The organism is Catellatospora paridis (assembly GCF_009720365.1).
Lineage (GTDB): Bacteria > Actinomycetota > Actinomycetes > Mycobacteriales > Micromonosporaceae > Catellatospora > Catellatospora paridis.
Genome location: NZ_ML769315.1, coordinates 1 through 17075, shown reverse-complemented (window position 1 = coordinate 17075; position 17075 = coordinate 1). Strand labels below are relative to the sequence as shown.

General features: G+C 70.3%; 16 protein-coding genes. 5 read left to right on the top strand and 11 right to left on the bottom strand.

Annotation, left to right across the window (positions count from 1 at the left end; translation table 11 throughout):
• The first annotated feature begins 17 nt into the window (after positions 1–17).
• Both F9C41_RS12875 and F9C41_RS12870 read left to right on the top strand, forming a co-directional pair.
• Positions 18–446 (top strand): hypothetical protein, encoded by a 429-nt coding sequence (locus tag F9C41_RS12875; RefSeq protein ID WP_155387027.1) that lies wholly within the window; start codon positions 18–20, stop codon positions 444–446.
• 69 nt (positions 447–515) lie between these two features.
• A complete protein-coding gene (locus F9C41_RS12870; protein ID WP_155387026.1) occupies positions 516–1010 on the top strand; it encodes a hypothetical protein in 495 nt (164 codons plus the stop codon).
• Between the two features lie 161 nt (positions 1011–1171).
• Here the strand turns inward: F9C41_RS12870 and F9C41_RS12865 are convergent, their stop codons facing one another.
• Together F9C41_RS12865 and F9C41_RS12860 are read right to left on the bottom strand one after the other, a co-directional pair.
• Entirely contained in the window at positions 1172–1873 is a 702-nt protein-coding gene (locus F9C41_RS12865; protein WP_155387025.1) for a GNAT family N-acetyltransferase, read from the bottom strand.
• Complete coding sequence (locus tag F9C41_RS12860; protein ID WP_155387024.1) at positions 1870–2502, bottom strand: DUF998 domain-containing protein; 633 nt, start codon at positions 2500–2502, stop codon at positions 1870–1872. Before F9C41_RS12860 ends, F9C41_RS12865 begins: the two co-directional genes overlap by 4 nt.
• Before the next feature lie 119 nt (positions 2503–2621).
• Between F9C41_RS12860 and F9C41_RS12855 the strand changes: the two genes are divergently transcribed.
• Entirely contained in the window at positions 2622–3413 is a 792-nt protein-coding gene (locus F9C41_RS12855; protein ID WP_155387023.1) for a hypothetical protein, read from the top strand.
• Between the two features lie 32 nt (positions 3414–3445).
• Here the strand turns inward: F9C41_RS12855 and F9C41_RS12850 are convergent, their stop codons facing one another.
• Positions 3446–4948, bottom strand: a complete 1503-nt coding sequence (locus tag F9C41_RS12850) for a class I SAM-dependent methyltransferase (protein WP_155387022.1) — start codon at positions 4946–4948, stop codon at positions 3446–3448.
• A gap of 184 nt (positions 4949–5132) precedes the next feature.
• On the opposite strand from F9C41_RS12850, the gene F9C41_RS12845 reads away from it, so the two are divergent.
• Entirely contained in the window at positions 5133–5999 is an 867-nt protein-coding gene (locus F9C41_RS12845; RefSeq protein ID WP_155387021.1) for an alpha/beta fold hydrolase, read from the top strand.
• Positions 6000–6070: 71 nt separating this feature from the next.
• Here the strand turns inward: F9C41_RS12845 and F9C41_RS12840 are convergent, their stop codons facing one another.
• The gene (locus F9C41_RS12840; RefSeq protein WP_155387020.1) at positions 6071–6553 is read right to left on the bottom strand and encodes a hypothetical protein; all 483 of its coding nucleotides are present in this window, start codon (positions 6551–6553) and stop codon (positions 6071–6073) included.
• 82 nt (positions 6554–6635) lie between these two features.
• Positions 6636–7166 (bottom strand): PadR family transcriptional regulator, encoded by a 531-nt coding sequence (locus F9C41_RS12835; protein WP_155387019.1) that lies wholly within the window; start codon positions 7164–7166, stop codon positions 6636–6638.
• Positions 7167–7222: 56 nt separating this feature from the next.
• Here F9C41_RS12835 and F9C41_RS12830 point away from each other — a divergent pair, with 56 nt between their 5' ends.
• Positions 7223–7978, top strand: a complete 756-nt coding sequence (locus F9C41_RS12830; protein ID WP_155387017.1) for an alpha/beta fold hydrolase — start codon at positions 7223–7225, stop codon at positions 7976–7978.
• A gap of 31 nt (positions 7979–8009) precedes the next feature.
• Here the strand turns inward: F9C41_RS12830 and F9C41_RS12825 are convergent, their stop codons facing one another.
• The 6 genes from F9C41_RS12825 to F9C41_RS12795 form a co-directional block, all read right to left on the bottom strand.
• Positions 8010–8699, bottom strand: a complete 690-nt coding sequence (locus F9C41_RS12825; RefSeq protein ID WP_155387015.1) for a hypothetical protein — start codon at positions 8697–8699, stop codon at positions 8010–8012.
• A 188-nt stretch (positions 8700–8887) separates the two neighbouring features.
• Positions 8888–10993, bottom strand: a complete 2106-nt coding sequence (locus F9C41_RS12820) for a family 43 glycosylhydrolase (RefSeq protein WP_230689547.1) — start codon at positions 10991–10993, stop codon at positions 8888–8890.
• A 176-nt stretch (positions 10994–11169) separates the two neighbouring features.
• Complete coding sequence (locus tag F9C41_RS12815; protein WP_155387013.1) at positions 11170–12759, bottom strand: glycoside hydrolase family 10 protein; 1590 nt, start codon at positions 12757–12759, stop codon at positions 11170–11172.
• On the bottom strand, positions 12756–14279 hold the full coding sequence (locus F9C41_RS12805; RefSeq protein ID WP_230689546.1) for an RICIN domain-containing protein: 1524 nt from the start codon (positions 14277–14279) through the stop codon (positions 12756–12758). Before F9C41_RS12805 ends, F9C41_RS12815 begins: the two co-directional genes overlap by 4 nt.
• Before the next feature lie 176 nt (positions 14280–14455).
• The gene (locus tag F9C41_RS12800; protein WP_155387013.1) at positions 14456–16045 is read right to left on the bottom strand and encodes a glycoside hydrolase family 10 protein; all 1590 of its coding nucleotides are present in this window, start codon (positions 16043–16045) and stop codon (positions 14456–14458) included.
• Positions 16046–16181: 136 nt separating this feature from the next.
• On the bottom strand, positions 16182–17075 hold an 894-nt coding region (locus F9C41_RS12795), incomplete at its 5' end, for a glycoside hydrolase family 62 protein (protein WP_155387011.1).

Here is a 17075-nt window from a genome sequence, read left to right as displayed (position 1 = left end):
GACCCAGGAGGCCGCCCGTGGTGCACCAGCCGCTGACCCGGCGAGGCCGGCGCACGCTCGCCGTCACCGGTGCGCTCGCCACGGCCATCGTGGTGGTCGCGGCCGGCGCCGTCGCGGCCGCGACTCCGGCCTGGCGGGGCAGCGCGCAGGCGCCGGTCGACGGCCGCGCCGGACGGTGGCCCACCACGTCGGCGACCGCCGTGCCGACCGTCTCGCCTGATGCGCCGACGCCGACCGTCATCGCAGCTCAGCCAGGCCCTGACCAGCCGGACGCGTCGGCGTCCACCAGCCCGACGCCATCAGCCTCGGCGGGCCCGGAGCCGTCTGTCGAGGACGCGTCCCCGGATCCGGCGCCGGGTTCGACGCCACCCGCACCCGCAACGACCGGAACCGCGACGGCCGAGCCGTCGCCCACTGTCCCCGCGACATCCATGTCCGCGGCGTAACACCACGTCAACCACAGCCGGCGCGTCGTGTGGGCGCGCGGGCCGACCCACCCTGCCCAGGAGGACACCATGAAGCACGTCAAGAACACCAAGCGGACCACCGCCATCGTCGGCACCGCCATCGTCGGCACGGTCATGGTCGCCACCGCGGCGTGGGCCGTCTTCGGCTCCACCATCGTGGCTGGAGCGTCCGGCGGAGCCGAGCAGGTCAAAGTGATCACCGTCGTCGGGCAGCAGGTCAGCACGACGCTGCTGCCCGGAGAGTCGTCGGACGTGAACCTGGCCATCGCCAACCCGAACGGCAACGTGCGGGCCCAGATCACCAGCATCACCCCGGGCTCGATCGTGATCGACGGGATCCCGCAGTCCGCCGTGGACACCTGCGACGACCACTTGATCACCAACCAGGGGTCGCTGCCTTCCCCGCTGCCGACGCTGGGCAAGAACGGCAGCACCACCGTCACCGTCACCGGCGGCGTGAAACTCGCCGGTGACGCGCCACTGACCTGCCAGGGCATGACGTGGACGACGAACTGGGACGTGACGTTTCAGGCTGTTCGCTGACCGGGTTGCGGCGGCGACCGGCGTACTCCCGGTGACGGGCGGTCCCGACGTCGTGTCGCTGCTGATCGCCGGCTTCGCCCTCGTGCTGCTGGGGCTGGGCAGCCGCTGGTGGGCCGGGCGATGAGCACCGCCGGCACAGCCGATCAGGCCCGGCAACCGCGTCAGTGGTTGCCGGGCCTGAGCCGATCTTCGGGAATGTGGACCGAGCCCATCGAGATCGGGCGGCGTACCCGGAAGCCGAGCCGTTCGTACAGGGCCTGCGCTGCGGTGTTGTCGTGGGTCACGTGCAGGAAAGCGGATTCGCCGCGCTCGCGCATGCCGGCGATCAGCGCCCGGACCAGCCGCATGGCCAGGCCCTGACGGCGGTGGGCGGGGTCGGTGCAGACGGCGCTGAGCTCGCTCCAGCCCACCGGCCGAAGGCGCTCGCCGGCCATCGCCACCAGCGCGCCACCGCGGCGGATGCCCAGGTAGGTGCCCAGTTCCAGGGTGCGCGGCGTGAACAGGCGGCCGTTGCGGTGCCGGGCGACGAACGCCACGATCTCGGGTATGTCGGCCGGACCGAGCCGCACCGCCTCGTCGTCGTATCGCGGCTCGACGCCGTCCTCGACGAGCTGCAGGCCCGGGCCGACGCCGGTGACCTTCCAATCGTCGTGCGGGGCCACCACGATGCCGGCGATCGGGGCCCGCTCGGGGCCGACCAGCGCGGCGGCGTCCGCCCAGTCCTCGGCAGTGGTCGGATGGGGGATCGCGATGAACCTGGACAGCTCCGGCGGGTAGCGCACGATACGGCCCCGCCGCTGCGCCAGGTGGGCGTGCGGGCCGGTCAGCGCGGACCGTACGGGGTCGTCGAGCGGATGGGTCATCGCGTCCGCAGACCCGCGCGCCAGATCACCGCGCCGAGTACGACGGTCCAGACGGTGAGCGGGTCGAAGCCGAGCCGCTCCGTGCCGCCGACGCCCAGGCCCAGGTGCAGGCCGGTGGCGAACAGCGCGCAGCCGACTATCCCGACGGCGCCCATGGCGAGGGAGAACGCGCGCTCGCGTCGCCGTTCGCGGGGTGTGGCGAGGCCGATCAGCAGCGGGCCGATCGCGCCGGGGAACTGCAACCCGGCCCCGACCAGGTGCAACGGCATGTTCACGTCGCCCGGGGCCAGGCCGACCAGCACCGCGCCGACGCCGCTGACCGCCACCAGCGCGAGTCCCGCCCCGGCGAGGCGCTGCGGCGGCCAGTGCCGCCGGGTCGTCAGCGCGCCCACCGTCGTGCACAGGCCCACCAGCACGAACGTCGCGTTCATGAGGACATGCCGGGGGGAGCAGAGGAAGGTCCCCGGCCGCCAGGATTCCGTCGAGGGCACGCACCGGGCGTTGCCGAGATCGCTGATCGTGTTGTCGAGGAAGCTGTACGCGGGATCCCAGGCCGCCGCGACGACCGGCTGCACCAGGAAGTAGACGATCGTCAGCATCCAGCAGACCGCACCCAGCCGCTGTCTCATCACATCGAGACTAGACCGGGGAGTCCAGTGCCGACACCGGACTCCATGCCCGGCCGTGTCGCCGCAGGCAGGAAATTTGTCATACCGGGACCGACACGGACACGGTTACGTTCGGGCGCATGGACCGCCTTTCCGAGATCACCTTCCGCCTGCCCGGGACGCCGGAGTCCCGCGCCTTCCTCGACGGGCTGCGCCTGCTGCTGGCCGACGTGCCGTACGCGGCACCGGCGGGCACGCCGCCCGATCGCCTCACCCTCACCCCGCCCGCGCCGCACGGCGCGCTGCCGGTGACGACCTTCGCGCTGGCCGACGTGGTCGCGCCCCAGGTCGCCCTGGGCACCGGCCACGTCCTCGGCGTCAGCCATGGCGCGGAGACCGAGGCGGTCACCCTGCCGGGCCGGGTCGAGCTGGCGGAGCTGACCCGCCGCCTCGCCGGCCACGTCCGCCGGGTCGACCACACGGGCGTGAACCTGCCCGTCGGCACCCCCGCCGAGCAGTGGGAGGACCTGGTGGGCGCCGTCGCCGCCCGGTCCGCGATGTACCGCTACCCGACCGGCGAGCAGTGGCCGTTCGTGCTGCCCGCAACGGCCGAGGAGTGCGACGGGGACATCGGCGACTTCGTCGTCGGCCGCGAACCGAGGTTCGAGCTGGTCCAGGAACAGTGGCTCACGCAGACGTCGTGGCAGTTCGCCCTGTGGACCGACCTGACCCGGGCCGAGCTGGAGCTGATGTTCCCCGAGCCGGAGGGGCTGACCTTCCCGGGCCTGGCGGACATCTTCCGCGTCGTGCCTGTCCGGCACCCGTGGCCGGGCCTGGGCATCCGCTTCGACCTGTGTTATCGCGGCGAGGACGGCCCGTCCGACTGGGAGACCGGCGAATGGCTGGTCACCGAGGGCGGCCGCATCCGCTGAAGATTCGGGGGTACGCCGACCCGCCTCCGACGTCAGGAGTTCAGCGGACGCCGCGCGACCAGCAGCAGGTGCGTCACCGGCCAGTCCAGCGGCGTGCCGTCGAGGTCGGCCAGGGCGGCCACGGGCGCGATCCGGTTGTCGACGATCCAGTCGTTGCGGCTGGTCCCCGAGGCCGGGTCCAGCTCGAATCCGACGTCGGTGAGCAGCCGTCGCCAGTCGGGGTACGCCATGCCGCAGAACTGCTCGCGGGTCTCCGACAGCCAGCTTGCCGTGTAGTCCTTGCGGGTCAGGTAGTCCATGGCGTCGCCGAGCGCCAGCCGGACGGTGTCGCCGACCGGCGTATGCGGCACCGGGAACGCGAAGTCGACCGCGAACTGGTCGAAGCGGGCCCGCGTGGACAGGCCGGCGACGTACGCCGCGACCTGTGCCGACGGCAGCCCGGCGAGGTCGGTGCGCGGCCGGTCGGGGTTGTCGCCGTCGCCGCGCTCCAGGCGCAGCAGCACCTGCCGGTCGCGGTCGTCGGGGCCGCAGACGTCGCTGTTGATCCAGACGCCGCCGGGCGCGGTGTGCTCGTAGATGGCCTGGGCGAACGCCCGCAGGGACTTCTCCTGGTCGCCGTAGGACCAGATCTCGTGGGTCAGCGCGAAGGTCAGCGTCGTGTTGATCGACCGGGCCGGGAACACCGCGCCGCCGAGCACGTTGCGGCGGTAGAAGAACACGTTGGGGTTGGCGAAGACGCCCTGCGCCTTGCGGTGTACGCATTCGTCGAACAGGTGGCGGGCGACCTCGACGCCGATCAGGTCGCTCTCGCGCAGGGCCGGTTCCCGGTCGGCCAGTTCGAGCACCGCGCCCGCGCCGCAGCCGATGTCGACGACCCGGCCGGGCTGCACGTGCTCGCGGGCCGTGGCCCACTTGCGGGCGGCGCTGTCGGCGAACGCCTCCACGTAGGCGCGGTAGTCGCGGGTCGCGGTCAGCCCGCCCTCGTCGCCGACGACCGGGTCGTTGACGACGGTGCGTACGGTCTCGACGAGCCGGTAGCGGTCGAAGACGTCGACGGTGGCGGGATGCGCCAGCTCACGCCACGTCTCGTCGCCGCCGGCCAGCCGCAGCAGGACGTCCCAGGGGCGCTCCGCGGCGGGGGACTGCCCGGCCTCGACGGGGTCGATCGAGAAGCCGAGCCGCTCGTACAGCGCGGCGACGTCAGGGGTGGAGCAGGCGACGACGGTGTTGTGCGGGGTCAGCTCGATACCGGTGGCGACGGTGATGTTCTTGAGGGTCACCTCGGCGAACCGCGGGGTCGGCGGCATGTCGAAGACCGGTACCACCACCGAGCGCAGGGTGGTGATGGCGCTGAACCGCTCGATCGCCGCCTCCCGCCGGTGGTAGGGCACCGGGTTGCGGCGGGTGTTGTCGTGGTTGGCCGAGGTCACCGCCCAGACGATGGTCGCGCCGTGCCGGGCGGCCAGGGCGACGAGCCGCTCCGCCTGGAACCGGGTCAGCAGGTGGTGGCGTCCGGGGAACAGCACGTATTGCATCCGGTCTTGATACCGCACGAGGCGGCGGGCCCGCTCACCGCGGGTTCCCCGTCCCGCCGCACGACTATGCTGGCCGAGGCATTTGCCCGTTTCGGCGGCTCCGGGAAAGTTCTCGGCTCCGGACCGATGAGTTTCGCGGGCGGCGGCGGTCTACCTGGACATGACCCGAGAAGGAGTTGCTCCGATGACTGAGCCGAAGACCTACACCCTCGATGTTCCCGGCGCGGTCCTGCACTACGACGTCCGCGAGAACACCGACAGCACCGAGCCGGTCCTGCTGCTGATCGGCTCGCCCATGGACGCCCGCGGGTTCACCACGCTCGCCGGGTTCTTCCCCGACCGCACGGTGGTCACCTACGACCCGCGGGGCGCCCAGCGCAGCATCCGTACCGCGGACGCCGGAGAGTCGACGCCCGATGTGCACGCCGCCGACCTGCACCGGCTGATCGCCGAGCTCGGCGGGGGACCGGTCGACATCTTCGCCAGCAGTGGCGGGGCGGTCAACGCGCTGGCCCTGGTCGCCGCGCACCCGGCGGACGTGCGCACCCTGGTCGCGCACGAGCCGCCGGCAGGGCAGGTGCTGCCGGACCGGGAGCAGGCGCTGGCCGCGATCGCATTCATCCGCGACCTGTACCAGGCCAAGGGCTTGGGCGCCGGCATGGCGGCGTTCATCGCCGCGGTCGGCCACCAGGGCGAGTTCCCGGCGGACTACGCGGTGGCACCGGACCCGGCCCAGTTCGGCATGCCGGCGCAGGACGACGGCTCGCGTGACGACGTGCTGCTCGGCCAGAACCTGATCAGCTGTACGCACTACGAGCCGGACTTCGACGCGCTGCGCGCCGCGCCGACCCGGATCGTCCTGGCGGTGGGCGAGGAGTCCACGGGCACGATGGCCTACCGAGGCGGGGTCGCCGTCGCCGAGCAGCTCGGCACCGCGGCGGTCGTGTTCCCCAGCAACCATGGCGGCTTCATGGGCGGCGAGTTCGGTATGCCGGGCAAGCCGGAGGAGTTCGCGGCCAAGCTGCGCGAGGTGCTCGCGGAGAATGCTTGACGGCTCCGCGCGGGGCGGCCGCCGCGCCGCCCCGCTTCCTGCCGCGATTGTCGTGCCGGAAGGCCGCTTGATCAGGCGGTGCGGGTGAAGTCCATGACCCAGTTGAGCCGCCAGGTCGCGCCCTGGTCGTAGGAGAATGACTGCTGCCACCGGGCGGTGTCCGCGCCGTCCCGGGTCCACTCGAAGCGGACCTTGACCGGGTGACCGCCGAGGACGTCGTCGCATTCGAAGACACCCCGCCCGTCGCGCCAGGCGCCCTCGACGGGCGGGTCGAGGTGGCCCGGGTTGCGGCTGGACGCCCACCAGATCCGCCAGCTGCCGGCCTTCGGGTCGAACTGCCGCAGGGTGAATCCCTCGAACGGGTCCTCGCCGGGCGGGGCGTCGGACCACATGCGATCGACGTGGCCGAGGCCGCCGAGGATCGGCTCGGCGTGCCCGGTGGCGTCGAACTCGATCCACTCGGTGCAGGCCGGGTCGGTGACGTCGCGCAGCTTGCGGTTGCGTATCCGCCACCGGCCGAAGATGAAGTCGAAGTCGGAACGGCCGTCGTTCATGATGTCTCCCTGGAACGGGGGGCGGATCAGTCGTTGCGATCATGCCGGTAACCACCGACGTTTCGGGCTCGCCGACCGGCGGTCAGCTGTCCGGCTCCAGGTCGGCCAGCGTCTCGCGCAACCACGCGAGTTCCGTCCGGCTGGTGGCGGTGGCGATCGTCATGAGTCCCTTGCGGAACGGGTCGTCGAAGTCGGCGGCGCGCAGCGGCCGGTCCCCGTCGTAGAAGAAACTCGCGGGCGTGGTGAGGAAGGCCAGGCGGCGGCGCAGCGGGCGGGCCTGCGCGGCGGAGTCGTCCAGGTGCCGCAGGAACGCCAGCAGCACGAACCAGTGGTTCTCGTCGGTGATGAAGGCGTCGGCCGGCTCGCTGAGCAGGGCGGTCAGCCGGGCGCGTCCGGCGCCGGTCAGCGAGAGCATGTGCCGGGGCGCGGCGACGCTGCCCGCTTCCAGGCGTCGGGTGAGCAGGCCCGCCGCCTCCAGCCGTTTGATCGCCGGGTAGAGGGTGCCGTCGGCGATCGGGCGGACGTGCCCGGTCAGCGCAGCGATCCGTTTGCGGAGGTCGTATCCGTGCAGTGACCCGTCACACAGGAATCCCAGGATCGCCAGTTCCAACATGCTGCTATCTTACCTTCCAGGCGAGATACCTCGGAAGCGATGTATAGGAGCGACGGATGCGCGACGCGGTGGTCACGACGGCGGGAAGCCGGATCCGGTGGGTGGAGATCGCCGGGGCGGAACCGACCCGGGTCTACGTGCACGGGCTGGGTGCCAGCTCTCCCGTGTACTACGCGGCGGTGACCCACCATCCCGCGCTGGCCGGACGCCGGTCGCTGCTGATCGACCTGCTCGGGTTCGGCATCAGCGACCGGCCCGCCGACTTCGGCCACACCCTGCCGGAGCACGCCGAGGCACTGGCGGCGGCGCTGGACGCGGCCGGGGTGCGCGACGCCGAGGTGATCGGGCACAGCATGGGCGGCGCGGTGGCGATCCTGCTCGCCGATCGCCGACCCGACCTGGTGGCCCGGCTCGTCGTCGCGGAGGCGCCGCTGGATCCGAAGCCGACGGGCAACCCGCCGCCGGGCAGCGTCTTCGCCCACACGCCGGAGACGTTCCTGGAGCGGGGGTTCACCGAGACGCTGGAGCGGGTGGGACCGTTCTGGGCCGCGACGATGCGGCTCGCCGACCCGCTCGCGGTTCTCCGCAGCGCCTTCGGCCTGGCCCGCAACACCACGCCGACGGTCCGGGAGACGCTGGCGAGGCTGACCCTGCCGCGGACCTTCCTCGCCGGCGATCGCGGTGAGGAGGTCCGTGACGCCGAAGGACTGCGGGCAGCCGGCGTACGCGTGGTCACCATCGCGGATTCCGGGCACAACGTGATGATCGACAATCCGGACGCGTTCGCGCGGGCGGTCGCCGGGGCGGCCTGACGGGACCGTGCCTCGTACGACTCGTGCCGTGTTACCGCTGCGTCGGCTCGCTGTGCGAGGGCAGGCCGAGGGCGGCACGGGCGTGCGTCACCCAGGCCGGGCTCTCGAACCCGCTGTCGGTGATGGCGCGCATGGACGCTCGGGCGTGGGCCTCCGACGGGACGACGCCCGAGTGGGCGATCAGTGCGCCGACCGCGGTCGCCAGCTCGGTGAAGGTCGCGTACGAACGGGTCGCGGAGTCGGTCCAGACCTCGTGGTCGGCGGGCAGCACCCCACCGTCCGGCTGGCGTCGCAGGGTGACCCCGAGCGGCAGGTCAGCCTCCAGGCAGCCGCCGAGCGTCCGGTACGCCTGGCGGTAGCAGCCGAGCAGCGTGCGTTCCCGGTCGGTGAGGTGGCGTTCCGTGGCGAGCCGGGCGACCAGCGCCTCCACCCGGGCGCCGGCTGCCGAGGCCCGTCCGGACAGTGCCCACCGGCGCTGCTCGCGGTCGGCCGCGTCGAAGGCCTGCCCGCGGATGGCTTTCCACTCCTGCCAGACGCCGTGGAACTCGCCGTGCACGCCGTAGAACATCTCCGCTGCGGCGAGGTCCGCCTCGCGCCGCTTCCTGACCCGCTCCCATCGGTCGGCGATGCGGCCCAGCAGGGAGGCTGCGAAGGCGATCAGCACCACGCCGACGAGTAGGCAGAAGAAGGACATCGCCAGCAGGTCTTCGGTGTCGGGCACGGTGGTCCTCGGGTCGCGGGTCGGCGGCCTCTCAGGGTGCCGCACCACGCATGCCGGGCAGTATCGGCCGTCCGTCGCGTTCCGGGACGCGTGCATCTTGCCGGGGCGGGCGGACGTGTCGCCCATACGCTTCGGGCAAAGCCGGTGGGCCTCCGGCAACCGGACCTGGTCGCCGGAGGCCCGCTCCGCTATGGGGTGGTCAGGTCGAACCGGGACACGGTCACCGAGCCGCCGAGCGACTGGGTGGCGTAGTTGAAGATGCCGTAGCGGTAGCCCATGAAGAACTGCCAGGCGTTGTTGAGGGTGAACGCGGAGCCGAGGGTGGTGAAGTTGGCGCCGTCGGTGCTGTACGAGAAGCGGGCCTGGCGTCCGCTGCCGGGCCGGATGTCGGCGTTGACGCGTAGCCAGATCCGGCCGCCGGAGACCGCGGCGGAGGCGTTCTCGGTGCCGGTGCCGGTGGTGTTCCAGCTGCTGTCCATGGTCAGGCCGTTGGTCATGACGACTCTGGTGGAGCCGTTGTCGCGTTTGACGCCGATCCAGGCCGAGGAGTCGCGCAGCATGGCGAGGCCGGCCCGGTCGCCGTCGCGCATGGTCGAGTAGTCCATCTCGATGGTGGCGGTGGAGGTCGGTCCCTGGATGCGGTGGGTCAGGGTGTTGCGGGCGTTGTAGAGGTCGTTGGTGACGGTGGCGGTCTGCAGCCGCAGGCCGTTGTTGACGGTGTATCGGCTGGTGTCGGGGTTGTGGTTCCACTCCCACTGCGGGCCCAGCGCGGTGCCGCCGAAGGTGTCGGTGCCGATCATGGGTTTGACGGTGCGGGCGGGCAGGTTCGGCTTGGGGTAGGAGCCGCCCCAGGCGTTGTTGACGAGCTGGATCTGGGGCCAGCCGTCGGCGGTCCAGGTGACCGGCGCGAGCACGGGGACCCGCCCGCCGGGGTAGGCGTCGACGAAGGCCAGGTAGTACCAGGCACCGTTCTGCGTCTGGACGAGGCCGCCCTGGTGGGGCACGCCGCCGCCGGAGATCGGGCCGGGCAGGTTGAGCAGGAGCTGCTGCATCGTGTACGGGCCGAAGGGGCTGGACGACTTGAGGATGTACTGGCCGTTGGCGGGGCGGGTCAGGAAGATGTAGTAGCTGCCGTTGCGCTTGTAGAAGCGGGCGCCTTCGAGGGTGCCGACGCTGGACGGCGTGGTGAACACCTGCTGGGTGCGGACCTGGCTGAGGCCGTCGGCCGACAACTGGGCGACGCTGATGTTGCTGTTGCCGTAGGCGACGTACATGGTGTCGTTGTCGTCGACGAGCAGTCCGGCGTCGTAGTAGCAGTTGTTGATCGTCGACCGCTTGGTCCAGGTGCCGTCGACGGCCGTGGCGGTGTAGACGTAGGTCTTGTTGAACTCCATGCAGCCCATCCAGTAGAAGGTGCTGTTGGAGGGGCGGTAGTTGAGGGTCGAGGCCCAGATGCCCTTGACGTAGGCACGCCCGCCGCTGAGGTTGTACGCGCTGGAATGGTCGAGTACCGGCACCGAGTGCCCGGCGAACTCCCAGTTGACCAGGTCGTACGAGCGCAGGATCGGCGCGCCGGGGGAGTAGTGCATGGTCGAGGCGGAGTAGTAGTAGGCGTCGCCGACCCGGATGATGTCGATGTCGGCGAAGTCCTGCCAAAGCACCGGGTTGGTGTAGTTGCCGCTGCTCGGCGGCGGTGAGGACGACGCGCTCGGGGTCGGGTTCGTGCCGACCCGGACGAGCTGCCATTGCTGGTTGTTGCCGCCCCAGTCGTCGTACTGGACGATGTTGGCGCCGTCGGCGGTGGAAGCGCCCTGGACTTCGAGGGCTTTGCTGCTGTTGCGGTTGATGAACCTGACGTAGCCGTCGGCCGAGTCGGCCAGGCGCCACTGCTGGTTGGTGCCGTTGCCGTCGGCCCACTGGACTATGGATGCGCCGTTGGCGGTGGAGAAGTTGTAGACGTCGAGGACCTTGCCGGAGTGGCGGGACTTGAGGCGGTAGTAGCCGCTGCCGGAGTCGACGAACTGCCATTGCTGGTTGTTGGCGGTGCCTCGGGTCCACTGGGTGATGCGGCCGCCGTCGGCGGTGGAGAAGTTGTACACGTCGAGGGCTTTGCCGCTGTTGCGGTTGACCAGGATGTACCACGCGCCGGTGTCCACGGTCGCGGCCTGCGCGCTGCCCGTGCCGACCACGACCAGGCCCGTGCCGGCCAGCGCGGTGGCCAACACGGCGATCAACGCAGTGCGCCAGCCCCGTCGCCGGGGCAGGACTTGCGGGATGGTGCCGATGCCGCTCACGGCATCCTCCTCGTCTCATGGCCGCGGTGGGCCGGGATATGGGGGTGTCGCAGCTCGCCGCGGACGTCCGCGGCGTTCGTCGGCTTCGGTCGCCGAGCAAGTGAATGGCCGCCGGGGTGGGGATGCGGCGGTCCCCGCCCCGGCGGCTGATCATGGTGTGACGGGCTTGCCCGGTGTCATGACCGTGACGTCGCCGCGGTCAGGGAGCCGAGCGCGACGGACCGCTGTGCCGCGAGCCCGACGTCGTGGGCGACGGCACCGATCGCGGCCGTGACGGATCCGACCCGAACCAGCTGCCATTGCTGGTTGGCCCCGCCCCAGTCGTCGTACTGGACGATGTTGGCCCCGTCGGCGGTGGAAGCGCCCTGGACTTCGAGGGCCTTGTTGCTGTGCCGGCTGATGAACCGGAGGTAGCCGCCGGAGTCGGCCAGGCGCCATTGCTGGTTGTTGCCGTTGTTGTCGGCCCACTGGACGATCGCGCCGCCGTTGGCGGTGGAGAGGTTGTAGACGTCGAGGACCTTGCCGGAGTGGCGGGACTTGATCCGGTAGTAGCCGCTGCCGGAGTCGACGAACTGCCATTGCTGGTTGTTGGCGGTGCCTCGGGTCCACTGGGTGATGCGGCCGCCGTCGGCGGTGGAGAAGTTGTACACGTCGAGGGCTTTGCCGCTGTTGCGGTTGACGAGGATGTACCAGGCACTCGTGTCGACCGGCCCGCCCGGCGTGGACGGTGAGGTCGACGGCGCGGGGCTGGACGGGGTCGTGCTGTTGAGGGCGTTGAGCGTCGAGGTGTACGCCGCCTTCTTGTTGCCGGAGGAATCGAACAGCAGCGGGTTCTGGCCGGTGCGCCAGGAGTCGCTGTCGCGGATGCCCCACACGGTGATGCCGTTGCAGCGGGACACGGCCAGGCACGCGCGGGTGACGGTGGAGTACACGTTGGCCTGGTTGGACCCGGAGATGTCCAGCTCGGTGATCTGGACGTCGACGCCGAGGTTTGCGAAGCGCTGCAGGTTGGCCTGGTAGTCCGAGGGGACCGAGTTGGTCAGGTGGGACTGGAAGCCGACGCAGTCGATGGGCACGCCGCGGGACTTGAAGTCCTGCACCATGTTGTAGATGCCGGTGGACTTGGCGTTGATCCCGTCGGTGTTGTAGTCGTTGTAGCAGAGCTTCGCGTTCGGGTCGGCGGCCCGCGCGGTGCGGAACGCGACCTCGATCCAGTCGTTGCCGGTGCGCTGCAGGTTCGAGTCACGCCGGCCGCCGCCGCTGCCGTCGGCGAACGCCTCGTTCACCACGTCCCAGGAGTGGATCCTGCCGCGGTATTTGGTCGCGACCTGGGTGATGTGGTTGACCATCGCGGAGCGCAGCGCGCTGCCGCTCATGTTCTGCGCCCAGCCCGGCTGCTGGGAGTGCCAGACCAGGGCGTGGCCGCGGATGGCCATGCCCCGGCTCTGGGCGTGGCTGACGATCCGGTCGGCGTTGGTGTAGCTGAAGTTGTTCTGGGACGGCTCGGTGGCGTCCCACTTCATCTCGTTCTCGGCGGTGACGGAGTTGAACTCGCGGTTGAGGATGCCGACGTAGGTGGAGTCACCGAGCTTGTTCGCGGCGATCGCCGCGCCGAAGTAGCGGCCACGTTCGGCCGCGGACGCGCCGAGCGTGGTGCCCGCGCTGGCGGAGTTCGCCAACGCGACGGTGGTCAGCGCGGTGGCGGCCACGAGCAGGGTGGCTGTCAGCGCCGCGCGGAACGTGCGGCCGTGGGGTGTTCGTCTCATGTCGTTCTCCTGGGAGCGGTGGGCTGGTCCGTGGAGGCCCGCCCGGGCGGGGGCCCGGGCGGGTGCGGTAGGACGTCGGTGGCACCGGTCGAGTGGGCATGGGCGTGCTCATCGGCCGGTCTGGTGCTGCCGCCCCTCAGCGCTGCAGGGTCAGCAGGCCGGGTCGGTAGGGCAGCAGGCCGTAGTCGCCGCCGGAGTTGGGCGAACGTCCCTGGTAGAGCAGTTGCAGGTTGCAGGGGTCGATGGTCATGGTCTGATCGGCGTTGGTGCGGATGCATCGTGTACGGGCCGAAGGGGCTGGACGACTTGAGGATGTACTGGCCGTTGGCGGGGCGGGTCAGGAAGATGTAGTAGCTGCCGTTGCGCTTGTAGAAGCGGGCGCCTTCGAGGGTGCCGACGCTGGACGGCGTGGTGAACACCTGCTGGGTGCGGACCTGGCTGAGGCCGTCGGCCGACAACTGGGCGACGCTGATGTTGCTGTTGCCGTAGGCGACGTACATGGTGTCGTTGTCGTCGACGAGCAGTCCGGCGTCGTAGTAGCAGTTGTTGATCGTCGACCGCTTGGTCCAGGTGCCGTCGACGGCCGTGGCGGTGTAGACGTAGGTCTTGTTGAACTCCATGCAGCCCATCCAGTAGAAGGTGCTGTTGGAGGGGCGGTAGTTGAGGGTCGAGGCCCAGATGCCCTTGACGTAGGCACGCCCGCCGCTGAGGTTGTACGCGCTGGAATGGTCGAGTACCGGCACCGAGTGCCCGGCGAACTCCCAGTTGACCAGGTCGTACGAGCGCAGGATCGGCGCGCCGGGGGAGTAGTGCATGGTCGAGGCGGAGTAGTAGTAGGCGTCGCCGACCCGGATGATGTCGATGTCGGCGAAGTCCTGCCAAAGCACCGGGTTGGTGTAGTTGCCGCTGCTCGGCGGCGGTGAGGACGACGCGCTCGGGGTCGGGTTCGTGCCGACCCGGACGAGCTGCCATTGCTGGTTGTTGCCGCCCCAGTCGTCGTACTGGACGATGTTGGCGCCGTCGGCGGTGGAAGCGCCCTGGACTTCGAGGGCTTTGCTGCTGTTGCGGTTGATGAACCTGACGTAGCCGTCGGCCGAGTCGGCCAGGCGCCACTGCTGGTTGGTGCCGTTGCCGTCGGCCCACTGGACTATGGATGCGCCGTTGGCGGTGGAGAAGTTGTAGACGTCGAGGACCTTGCCGGAGTGGCGGGACTTGAGGCGGTAGTAGCCGCTGCCGGAGTCGACGAACTGCCATTGCTGGTTGTTGGCGGTGCCTCGGGTCCACTGGGTGATGCGGCCGCCGTCGGCGGTGGAGAAGTTGTACACGTCGAGGGCTTTGCCGCTGTTGCGGTTGACCAGGATGTACCACGCGCCGGTGTCCACGGTCGCGGCCTGCGCGCTGCCCGTGCCGACCACGACCAGGCCCGTGCCGGCCAGCGCGGTGGCCAACACGGCGATCAACGCAGTGCGCCAGCCCCGTCGCCGGGGCAGGACTTGCGGGATGGTGCCGATGCCGCTCACGGCATCCTCCTCGTCTCATGGCCGCGGTGGGCCGGGATATGGGGGTGTCGCAGCTCGCCGCGGACGTCCGCGGCGTTCGTCGGCTTCGGTCGCCGAGCAAGTGAATGGCCGCCGGGGTGGGGATGCGGCGGTCCCCGCCCCGGCGGCTGATCATGGTGTGACGGGCTTGCCCGGTGTCATGACCGTGACGTCGCCGCGGTCAGGGAGCCGAGCGCGACGGACCGCTGTGCCGCGAGCCCGACGTCGTGGGCGACGGCACCGATCGCGGCCGTGACGGATCCGACCCGAACCAGCTGCCATTGCTGGTTGGCCCCGCCCCAGTCGTCGTACTGGACGATGTTGGCCCCGTCGGCGGTGGAAGCGCCCTGGACTTCGAGGGCCTTGTTGCTGTGCCGGCTGATGAACCGGAGGTAGCCGCCGGAGTCGGCCAGGCGCCATTGCTGGTTGTTGCCGTTGTTGTCGGCCCACTGGACGATCGCGCCGCCGTTGGCGGTGGAGAGGTTGTAGACGTCGAGGACCTTGCCGGAGTGGCGGGACTTGATCCGGTAGTAGCCGCTGCCGGAGTCGACGAACTGCCATTGCTGGTTGTTGGCGGTGCCTCGGGTCCACTGGGTGATGCGGCCGCCGTCGGCGGTGGAGAAGTTGTACACGTCGAGGGCTTTGCCGCTGTTGCGGTTGACGAGGATGTACCAGGCACTCGTGTCGACCGGCCCGCCCGGCGTGGACGGTGAGGTCGACGGCGCGGGGCTGGACGGGGTCGTGCTGTTGAGGGCGTTGAGCGTCGAGGTGTACGCCGCCTTCTTGTTGCCGGAGGAATCGAACAGCAGCGGGTTCTGGCCGGTGCGCCAGGAGTCGCTGTCGCGGATGCCCCACACGGTGATGCCGTTGCAGCGGGACACGGCCAGGCACGCGCGGGTGACGGTGGAGTACACGTTGGCCTGGTTGGACCCGGAGATGTCCAGCTCGGTGATCTGGACGTCGACGCCGAGGTTTGCGAAGCGCTGCAGGTTGGCCTGGTAGTCCGAGGGGACCGAGTTGGTCAGGTGGGACTGGAAGCCGACGCAGTCGATGGGCACGCCGCGGGACTTGAAGTCCTGCACCATGTTGTAGATGCCGGTGGACTTGGCGTTGATCCCGTCGGTGTTGTAGTCGTTGTAGCAGAGCTTCGCGTTCGGGTCGGCGGCCCGCGCGGTGCGGAACGCGACCTCGATCCAGTCGTTGCCGGTGCGCTGCAGGTTCGAGTCACGCCGGCCGCCGCCGCTGCCGTCGGCGAACGCCTCGTTCACCACGTCCCAGGAGTGGATCCTGCCGCGGTATTTGGTCGCGACCTGGGTGATGTGGTTGACCATCGCGGAGCGCAGCGCGCTGCCGCTCATGTTCTGCGCCCAGCCCGGCTGCTGGGAGTGCCAGACCAGGGCGTGGCCGCGGATGGCCATGCCCCGGCTCTGGGCGTGGCTGACGATCCGGTCGGCGTTGGTGTAGCTGAAGTTGTTCTGGGACGGCTCGGTGGCGTCCCACTTCATCTCGTTCTCGGCGGTGACGGAGTTGAACTCGCGGTTGAGGATGCCGACGTAGGTGGAGTCACCGAGCTTGTTCGCGGCGATCGCCGCGCCGAAGTAGCGGCCACGTTCGGCCGCGGACGCGCCGAGCGTGGTGCCCGCGCTGGCGGAGTTCGCCAACGCGACGGTGGTCAGCGCGGTGGCGGCCACGAGCAGGGTGGCTGTCAGCGCCGCGCGGAACGTGCGGCCGTGGGGTGTTCGTCTCATGTCGTTCTCCTGGGAGCGGTGGGCTGGTCCGTGGAGGCCCGCCCGGGCGGGGGCCCGGGCGGGTGCGGTAGGACGTCGGTGGCACCGGTCGAGTGGGCATGGGCGTGCTCATCGGCCGGTCTGGTGCTGCCGCCCCTCAGCGCTGCAGGGTCAGCAGGCCGGGTCGGTAGGGCAGCAGGCCGTAGTCGCCGCCGGAGTTGGGCGAACGTCCCTGGTAGAGCAGTTGCAGGTTGCAGGGGTCGATGGTCATGGTCTGATCGGCGTTGGTGCGGATCAGCTCGCCGTGGCTGATGTCGTTGGTCCAGGTGGCGCCGCTGTTGGCTTTGCCGGCGAAGGGGTTGCTCTCGCTCGCGGCCTGCGGCGTCCACGTGCCGCCGAGGCTGCTGGAGGTGAAGGAGCGGAAGTAGCGGCCCTGCGAGCCGATCGCCTCGACGATCATGAGGTACTGGTTCTGGCCGGAGACCTTGTAGACCTGGACGGCTTCGAACAGGTTGTTGGTCGTGTCGCTCATGATCACCGTCGAGGTGGAGCCGAAGCTGCCGGGGAAGTTCCCGATCGGCATGCTGGCCCGGTAGATCTTGCCGTTGTCGCCGGCGAAGAACAGGTACATGTTGCTGCTGTCGCCGATGACGGCCTGGTCGATGGGTCCGGTGCCGGAGCCGGAGATGGTGCCGGAGAACAGGGTCTGCGGGGAGGACCAGCCGTTGGGGTTGGTGGGGTCGCTGGAGGTGCGGTAGGAGAAGGCGGGTCCGCCCCACTGGTATGCGAGGACCCAGATGTTGCGGGGCGCGAAGTAGAACAGCGACGGTGCGACGGTGGCCGACGACATGGTGTTCTGGCTGGCCGAGGCCATGTCGGACCAGTTGGTGAGCAGGCTGAAGTTCATCGAGCCCCAGGTCGATCCGTTGTCGTGGGTGGTGGCGTAGACGAGTTGCCTGCCGTTGTAGGGGGCGGTGGTGAAGTCCTTGAGCGAGACCCAGCCCGACTTCGGGGTCGCCAGCACACCCGTCGACGTCCAGCGGTAGCTCGA

Bases quoted from the DNA above. Each gene is read 5' to 3' on its own strand.
- F9C41_RS12870 (WP_155387026.1), top strand. From the start codon at position 516: ATGAAGCACGTCAAGAACACCAAGCGGACCACCGCCATCGTCGGCACC.
- F9C41_RS12865 (WP_155387025.1), bottom strand. From the start codon at position 1,873: ATGACCCATCCGCTCGACGACCCCGTACGGTCCGCGCTGACCGGCCCG.
- F9C41_RS12860 (WP_155387024.1), bottom strand. From the start codon at position 2,502: ATGAGACAGCGGCTGGGTGCGGTCTGCTGGATGCTGACGATCGTCTAC.
- F9C41_RS12855 (WP_155387023.1), top strand. From the start codon at position 2,622: ATGGACCGCCTTTCCGAGATCACCTTCCGCCTGCCCGGGACGCCGGAG.
- F9C41_RS12850 (WP_155387022.1), bottom strand. From the start codon at position 4,948: ATGCAATACGTGCTGTTCCCCGGACGCCACCACCTGCTGACCCGGTTC.
- F9C41_RS12845 (WP_155387021.1), top strand. From the start codon at position 5,133: ATGACTGAGCCGAAGACCTACACCCTCGATGTTCCCGGCGCGGTCCTG.
- F9C41_RS12840 (WP_155387020.1), bottom strand. From the start codon at position 6,553: ATGAACGACGGCCGTTCCGACTTCGACTTCATCTTCGGCCGGTGGCGG.
- F9C41_RS12835 (WP_155387019.1), bottom strand. From the start codon at position 7,166: ATGTTGGAACTGGCGATCCTGGGATTCCTGTGTGACGGGTCACTGCAC.
- F9C41_RS12830 (WP_155387017.1), top strand. From the start codon at position 7,223: ATGCGCGACGCGGTGGTCACGACGGCGGGAAGCCGGATCCGGTGGGTG.
- F9C41_RS12815 (WP_155387013.1), bottom strand. From the start codon at position 12,759: ATGAGACGAACACCCCACGGCCGCACGTTCCGCGCGGCGCTGACAGCC.
- F9C41_RS12800 (WP_155387013.1), bottom strand. From the start codon at position 16,045: ATGAGACGAACACCCCACGGCCGCACGTTCCGCGCGGCGCTGACAGCC.